4 protein-coding genes are annotated in these 7,755 nt (G+C 74.5%); 1 reads left to right on the plus strand and 3 read right to left on the minus strand.

The window, feature by feature from the left end; genetic code table 11:
- Nucleotides 1-30: 30 nt before the first annotated feature.
- A complete protein-coding gene (locus tag H300_RS0117110) occupies nt 31-2,421 on the minus strand; it encodes a glycoside hydrolase family 31 protein (RefSeq protein ID WP_028428411.1) in 2,391 nt (796 codons plus the stop codon).
- Nucleotides 2,422-2,651: 230 nt separating this feature from the next.
- Here H300_RS0117110 and H300_RS0117115 point away from each other — a divergent pair, with 230 nt between their 5' ends.
- On the plus strand, nt 2,652-4,670 hold the full coding sequence (locus H300_RS0117115) for an acetoacetate--CoA ligase (RefSeq protein ID WP_028428412.1): 2,019 nt from the start codon (nt 2,652-2,654) through the stop codon (nt 4,668-4,670).
- Between the two features lie 104 nt (nt 4,671-4,774).
- On the opposite strand, the gene ptsP is transcribed toward H300_RS0117115, so the two are convergent.
- Together ptsP and H300_RS0117125 are read right to left on the minus strand one after the other, a co-directional pair.
- Nucleotides 4,775-6,445 carry a phosphoenolpyruvate--protein phosphotransferase gene (gene ptsP / locus H300_RS0117120; protein WP_028428413.1) on the minus strand — a complete coding sequence of 557 codons (1,671 nt, stop codon included), beginning with the start codon at nt 6,443-6,445 and terminating at the stop codon, nt 4,775-4,777.
- A 254-nt stretch (nt 6,446-6,699) separates the two neighbouring features.
- Nucleotides 6,700-7,149, minus strand: coding sequence for a PTS glucose transporter subunit IIA (locus H300_RS0117125; protein WP_028428414.1), 450 nt, complete (start codon nt 7,147-7,149; stop codon nt 6,700-6,702).
- Nucleotides 7,150-7,755: the final 606 nt, after the last annotated feature.

Genomic DNA, 7,755 nt, shown 5'->3' on the forward strand with positions numbered 1-7,755 from the left:
CCGAGACCGCCACGACGCGACCCACGGGACTCAGGCGCCGGTGCCGCGCACCCGCACCGGATACCCCACGGGCGCGCCGCGCTCACCCGCCACGACTGGAGCACCGTCCACCAGGCGGACGGTGAACCGCCGCAACCCGCCCGGCCCGGGGCCGTCGCCCGGCTCCGCGCACCACCCGCCACCGGTCCGCCACGCGCCGGGCGCCCACACGTCCAGTTCCACCCGCCCGTCCCGACCGGTCACCGGCACCACCGCTCCCGCCCGGGCGAGCACCGGAACCCGCGACAGCGGCGCCGCGAGCGTCACGCAGCCGGGCCCCTCGTGCACCCGGCCGTCGGCCGTGTCGTACCAGCGCCCCCGGGGCAGCCGCACCCGGCGGCTCACCGCCCCCCGCTCCAGCACCGGCGCCACCAGCAGCGCGTCACCCAGCAGAAAGGCGTCCTCGCAGTCCCGCAGCGCGCGATCGCCCGGGTGGTGCCACCACAGCGGACGCACGTAAGGCGCCCCCGTCCGGTGGGCCAGGACCGCCAAGGTCTCGAAGTACGGAAGCAGCCGCTCCCGCTCCCGCATCGCGGCCGCCGCGGCGGCGAGGACGTCCGGGCCGAACTCCCACGGCTCCCGCCGCCCGGCGAAGACCGCCGAGTGCGTCCGGAAGAGCGGCAGCCACGCGCCGAGCTGCATCCAGCGCAGGTACAGCTCGTCCGACGGGTGCCCGGTGAACCCGCCCACATCGCACCCGGAGTACGGCACCCCGCACAGCCCCAGCCCGAGCGCCAGCGCCAGCGACGCGCGCAGCCCCTCCCACTCCGTCGCCACGTCCCCCGACCACGTCCCGCCGTAGCGCTGCATACCGGCCCAGCCCGACCGGGAGAACAGGTACGGCCGTTCCCGCGGACGCAGCGCACGGAGCGCCTCGTGGCCCGCGGCGGCCATCGTCAGCGCGTACACGTTGTGCGCCTCCCGGTGGTCGCCGCCCCGCCCCTCCAGCGAGTGCCTCGCCGAGAGCGGCAGCGTCCGGGACGCCGCCGGCCCGAAGGCGGCGAACGAGACCGGTTCGTTCATGTCGTGCCACACCCCGGCGAACCCCTGCGCCAACCGCTCGGCGTAGTGCCCGCCCCACCACGTGCGCGCGGCCGGGTCGGTGAAGTCGGGGTAGACCGCCTCACCCGGCCACACCACCCCCCGCACCGGTCTGCCGTCCCGGCCGCGCACGAACGCCCCGGCGGCAAGTCCGCCGTCGTACACCGGGTCCCCCGGCTCGGCCTTCACCGCCGGATCGACGATCGACACCAGCCGCACGCCCTCGTCAGCCAACGCGGCGGACAACCGCGGCAGATCGGGAAACCGCTCCCGGTCCACCGTGAACACCCGGTGGCCGCGGTAGTGGTCGATGTCGAGATGCAGGCCGCGCAGCGGCAGCCCGCGCGAGCGGTAGCCCGCCACCACCCGCCGCACCTCGTGCTCGCTGCCGAACCCCCACCGCGCGTGCTGGTGCCCGAGGGCCCACCGCGGCGGGACCGCCGGAGCCCCCGTCAGCTCCGTCCACGTGGCCAGCGCCCGTGCAGGCGGCCCCGGCAGCACCCAGCAGCGCGTCGGCCCGCCGCTCATCCGCACCTCGCAACGCCCCGGGACGTCGTGCCCGGAACCCGCCCCCTCCGTCCCCTCCCGCAGGACGTACCGGCCGTCCCAGGAGTTGTCGTGGAAGACCAGGTGGGTGCCCGCGTCCGCCACCACCAGGGCCAGCGGCATGGTGATGTACAGCGGGTCGGTGTCCGGCCCGAAGGCGCCCGGGTCGGTGTTCCACAGCCGGTAGCCGCCGCTCCGCAGACGCGGCCCGCGCGCCCGGCCGCCCAGCCCGAAGAACCGGGCGTCGGTCGCCACCTCGGAACGCTGCTCCCAAGAGACCGCGACCGCTCCCGCCTGCCGGCCCCCGGCCCCCGCCCCGTCCGGTCGCGGCGCCGCCGGCTCCCACCAGCGAGGCGGCCGGTCGCGCCGCAGCAGCAACCCGCCGGGCGTGCGCACCTCGACCGTGCCGTTGCGCCCCACCGCCACCAGCAGCCGCTCCGAGACCAACTGCCAGCCGCCCGCCTTGCCCGGCTCCAGCAGCACCCGCTCGTCCGCCGGCGGACACGGCCCCGCCAGCGCGTACGACGGCGCCGGCTCCGCCCCGTCCCAGCCGAGGAAGACCGCGCCGCCCACCACCACCCGGACCCGCAGCTCCGCCCCCGCGAACCGCAGCACCCCGCCCCCGGGCTCCGCACGCACCTCCAGCAGCGGTCCGGGCACCCTCACCCGCCGCGGGACACGCCGGGGGAAGGCCGCCGCGTCCGCCCGCCGCCTGCGCCACGCCGAGCGCACGGTCCGCAGCCCGTGCGTCGTCCCCGCCAACCGCATCGACCGGCCCAGCCCCCGTGCGTCCATGCTGATCAGCCTCCCACCGCGGGCCGGACGCCGCGGGGAGGTTCAACTCCCGTTCACCCGGCGGACCCGCAGCGTTGCCGCGGCCCCGCCCCATCCGGCCGCGGCCCGCGTGCGGCGGGTCCGCCCTGGTGCGGAGCCCGCCCGCATGGCATCGTCCCTGGAGCCGCGCCCCGCGCACACCCCGCACGTGGGCGTGGGCACGCACACGACGCGTACCTCCGGGAGCCGCCATGACCGCAGCGCACAGCGCCGCACCGCCGTCCGAACCACCGCAGCCGCTGTGGCAGCCGTCCGCCGCCCGGGTGGCCGGGGCACGGCTCACCCGCTTCCACGCCTGGGCCGCCACCCGGCACGGCGCCCCGGCGCCCGGCCGCTCCGATCCGGCCGGCGACTACGCCGCCCTGCACCGGTGGTCGGTGGAGCAGCTGCCCGCCTTCTGGCAGGCGGTCGCGGAGTGGTTCGACGTGCGCTTCGACTCGCCCCCCGCGTCCGTGCTGGCCGACCGGAGCATGCCGGGAGCGCGCTGGTTCCCCGGCGCGACGGTGAACTACGCCGAGCACGCCCTGCGGACAGCCCTGGACCCGCAGCGCGCGGACACCCCGGCGTTGCTGCACGTCGACGAGGAGCAGGAGCCGCAGCGGGTGAGCTGGGCCGAGCTGCGCCGCCAGGTCGGCGCTCTCGCGGCCGAGCTGCGCCGGACGGGGGTGCGCCCCGGCGATCGGGTGAGCGCCTACCTCCCCAACATCCCGCAGGCCGCGGTCGCGCTGCTGGCCTCCGCCGCCGTGGGTGCCGTCTGGACCTCCTGCGCCCCGGACTTCGGCGCCCGCGGCGTCCTTGACCGCTTCCAGCAGGTCGAACCGGTGGTGCTGTTCACCGTCGACGGGTACCGCTACGGGGGCAAGGTGCACGACCGCGCCGCCACCGTCGCCGAGATCCGCCGCGAACTGCCCACCCTCAGGGCGGTGGTGCACGTGCCGCTGCTCGGCACCCCCGCCCCCGAGGGCGCCGGGGAGTGGGCGGACGCCACCCGCGGGGACGCCGAACCCGTCTTCGAGCAGCTCCCGTTCGACCACCCGCTGTGGGTGCTGTACTCCTCGGGGACCACCGGTCTGCCCAAGGCCCTCGTGCAGTCCCAGGGCGGCATCCTCCTGGAGCACCTCAAGCAGCTCGGACTCCACTGCGACCTCGGGCCGGACGACCGCTTCTTCTGGTACACCTCCACCGGCTGGATGATGTGGAACTTCCTCGTCTCAGGGCTGCTCACCGGAACCACCGTCGTCACGTACGACGGCAGTCCCGGACACCCGGCGGTGGACGCCCAGTGGCAGGTCGCCGAACGCACCCGCGCCACGCTGTACGGAACCTCCGCCGCTTACGTCATGGCCTGCCGCAAGGCCGGCGTCCGCCCCGGACGGGACCACGACCTCTCCGCGCTGGAGTGCGTCGCCACCACCGGCTCGCCGCTGCCCCCGGACGGGTTCCGCTGGCTGCACGAGGCCGTCGCCGAGGATCTGTGGATCGCCTCCGTCAGCGGCGGTACCGACGTCTGCAGTTGCTTCGCCGGCGCCGTTCCCGTCCTCCCTGTCCACACCGGGGAACTCCAGGCGCCGTGCCTGGGCACCGACCTCCAGGCCTGGGACCCGTCGGGGCGGCCCCTCGTCGGGGAGGTCGGTGAACTCGTCGTCACCAACCCGATGCCCTCGATGCCCGTCGAGTTCTGGAACGACCCGGACGGCACGCGCTACCGGGAGAGCTACTTCGACACCTACCCCGGCGTCTGGCGGCACGGCGACTGGATCACGGTCACCGCACGGGGCTCGGTCGTCATCCACGGACGCTCGGACAGCACCCTCAATCGGCAGGGCGTGCGGATGGGCTCGGCCGACATCTACGAGGTGGTCGAGCGACTGCCCGAGATCAGGGAGTCCCTCGTGGTCGGAGTGGAGCAGGCCGACGGGGGCTACTGGATGCCGCTCTTCGTCCACCTCGCCGAAGGAGCCGTCCTCGACGACGCGCTGCGCACATCCGTCGCGCGGTCGCTGCGGGCCGGACTCTCGCCGCGGCACGTGCCCGACGAGATCATCGCTGTCGAGGCCGTTCCGCACACGCTCACGGGCAAGCGCCTGGAGGTGCCGGTCAAGCGGCTGCTCCAGGGCGTCCCGGTGGGGAAGGCCGTCAACGCCGGCTCCGTCGACCGCCCCGAACTCCTTGGGTTCTACGCGGAACTCGGCCGCGTCCGGCACGGCTGACCGGGGGGACTTCCCGCCGGCGCCGGGAGCAGGACACCCGCCGAACGCTGTGACGGCCGGTCCCGCCCTGCGGGACCGCCGTCACAGCGCACCGGAGCGGGGGCTCACTCCCCGGAGAGCACCGCCTGCGCGGCGGCGCGCGCCTCCTCGGCGCTCCCCGCCGCGCGCGCCGCCGCCGCCGCGCGCTCGCACTGCGCCAGAGTGTGCTGCGCCAGAGCGGCCCGCACGTAGGGCAGCGAGGCGGCGCCCATCGACAGGCTGGTGACCCCCAGCCCGGTCAGCACGCATGCCAGCAGCGGGTCGGCGGCGGCCTCGCCGCACACCCCGCAGCTCTTGCCCTCGGCGCTCGCGGCCTCCGCGGAGAACGCGACCAGGTCCAGCAGCGCCGGCTGCCACGGGTCCTGGAGCCGGGACACGGCTCCCACCTGGCGGTCCGCGGCGAAGGTGTACTGCGCCAGGTCGTTCGTGCCCAGGGACAGGAACTCGACCTCCTGGAGCACCGAGCGGGCCCGCAGGGCGGCGGACGGGATCTCCACCATCGCCCCGAACTTCGCCCGCAGGCCGGCTTCCCGGCACGCGTCGGCGAACGCCCGGGCGTCCGCCCGGTCGGCGACCATCGGGGCCATGACCTCCAGGGAGACCGGAAGCCCCTCCGAAGCCTTCGCCAGCGCGGTGAGCTGGGTGCGCAGCACCTCCGGGTGGTCGAGCAGCGTCCGCAGCCCGCGCACTCCGAGCGCCGGGTTCGGCTCCTCACCGGGGCTGAGGAAGTCCAGCGGCTTGTCCGCCCCCGCGTCCAGTACCCGCACGACGACCCGCCCCTCCGGGAACGCCTCCAGCACCTGCCGGTACGCGGCGACCTGCTTCTCCTCGGACGGAGCCTGCGTGCTGTCGTCCAGGAAGAGGAACTCGGTACGGAAGAGGCCGACGCCCTCGGCTCCCGCCTCGACCGCGGCGGGCACGTCCGCCGGGCCGCCGACGTTGGCCAGGAGCGGGACCTTGTGCCCGTCCGCCGTGGCCCCCGGACCGGTGCTCGCGGCCAGCGCGGCCCTGCGCTCGGCGGCGGCCTTCTCCAGGACTGCACGCTCGTCCGCGTCCGGGTTGACGACGACCTCGCCCGAACTGCCGTCCACGGCGACGACGACCCCCTCGGCCAACTCGCCCGCACCCGGCAGCGCGACCACGGCGGGCACCCCCAGCGCCCGCGCCAGGATGGCGCTGTGGCTGGTCGGCCCGCCCTCCTCCGTCACGAAGCCCAGGACCAGCGAGGGGTCGAGCAGCGCGGTGTCCGCCGGCGCCAGGTCCCGGGCGATGAGGACGTACGGCTTGTCGCTGTCGGGAACGCCGGGCATCGGCACGCCCAGGAGCCGCGCCACGATGCGGTTCCGCACGTCGTCGAGGTCCGCGACCCGTCCGGCCAGGTACTCGCCGGCGTTCGCCAGCAGCGCCCGGTACGCCGCGAAGGCGTCGTAGACGGCGCGCTCGGCGGTGCTGCCGACGGTCACCCGCCGCTCTACGTCCGACATCAGCTCCGGGTCCTGTGCCATCAGGGCCTGGGCCTCCAGGACCGCCTGCGCCTCGCCGCCGGCGAGGTGGCCGCGGGCGTTGAGGTCCGCGGCCACCGCCTCGACGGCCTGCCGCGCCCGCTGCTGCTCCCTGGGCGCGTCCTCTTCGGCGATCTGCTTGGCCGGGGGCTCCAGCACGGCGGTGCCCATGTGCCGGACCTCGCCGATCGCCACCCCGTGGCTGACTCCGACGCCTCGCAGTTTGGTGTCCATCTGTCTACTCTCCGGTCGGTGCGGCGGAGCTGCCACCGCGGTCGGTCACGTCTTGTCTGCCCGGTTGCGGCCCCGGGCCGCCTTCGCGTGGTGGGAGGCGCCCGGCCCGCCGCTCCGTGTCCAGTGCCTGTCCGGGAGCACGGCGGCCCCGGCGGCCCGCCAGGACGGGGAGGCGTGCGTCGGTCGGCACCCGTTCGCCGTCCGGACGCGAAAAACCGTCGGTAGCTCCCCGCCCGCGGGCCGGCCCCCGCGGATCAGTTCCAGTGGAAGAGCGTCGCGCCCGTGCGGACGTCGGCGTCCTCGGCCATCTCGGCGAGGGAGTCGGCGGTGGCCTCCAGCGCGACCACGGGGCAGATCGGCGACTTGCCGGCGGCCTCGACGGCCGAGGGGTCCCAGCGCACGACGGCGTCTCCGCGCTTCACGCTGTCGCCCTTGGCGACGAGCAGGCCGAACCCCTCGCCGTTGAGCTGCACGGTGTCGATGCCGAGGTGGGTGAGCACCCCGTGCCCCTCGGCGTCCACCACCACGAAGGCGTGCGGGTGCAGGGAGACGATGACGCCGTCCACCGGCGCGACGGCCTCGGCCGGCTCGCGTGCCGGATCGATGGCGGTACCGGGCCCCACCATCGATCCGGAGAACACCGGGTCGGGTACTGCCGACAGTCCGATGACACGTCCGGTGAGCGGGGACGACACGGTGGTCATGGGAGGCCTCCCAGGGCGGTGATCGTGCGGCCGCCGTCGCTTCCTGTTCCGGACGGCGTACCGCCCAGAAGCGTAAGTCATGGGAACCGGCCATTCCGTTCGCGCGTGCGGTGCGCCCCGCGGTGAGGCGATCGGGGGCAGCACAGCGGGGATTTGCCTCGCCCGTCACCGGCCTGTAACGTCGACCCCCTGCTGCGGCCCCCAGGGTCCGGCAGCACTCCCGATCAATCACCGCGCTCAGCCGTATGCGGCGTGCGTTGTGATCCGCGTTCTCTGGAAATGGAGGATTCGGAGCACCGAAAAAGGTTTGATAGAGTCGGGGACACACCGAAGGGAAGCGCCCGGAGGAGCCTGGGAGGGTTTCGAAGGAAGCGTCCGTTCTTTGAGAACTCAACAGCGTGCCAAAAGTCAACGCCAGATATGTTGATACCCCGTCCGGGGGTGGGTGATTGTGGTTGTCATGGTTGCCTGCCTGTGGATGTGGTTTCTTTGAGTATTGATGAACACAGCGAGGACGCAGTGGATGCGGGGCTTATTCCGGCTTCGTGTTCCGCTCCCTGTGGTGTCTTCATTTTGAAGCATTCATGGAGAGTTTGATCCTGGCTC

The sequence above is a fragment of the Streptomyces sp. TAA040 genome, from assembly GCF_000424845.1.

Excerpts from the sequence above, each read along its gene's own strand:
- ptsP (WP_028428413.1), bottom strand. The coding sequence starts at position 6,445 with ATGGACACCAAACTGCGAGGCGTCGGAGTCAGCCACGGGGTGGCGATC.
- H300_RS0117110 (WP_028428411.1), bottom strand. The coding sequence starts at position 2,421 with ATGGACGCACGGGGGCTGGGCCGGTCGATGCGGTTGGCGGGGACGACG.
- H300_RS0117115 (WP_028428412.1), top strand. The coding sequence starts at position 2,652 with ATGACCGCAGCGCACAGCGCCGCACCGCCGTCCGAACCACCGCAGCCG.
- H300_RS0117125 (WP_028428414.1), bottom strand. The coding sequence starts at position 7,149 with ATGACCACCGTGTCGTCCCCGCTCACCGGACGTGTCATCGGACTGTCG.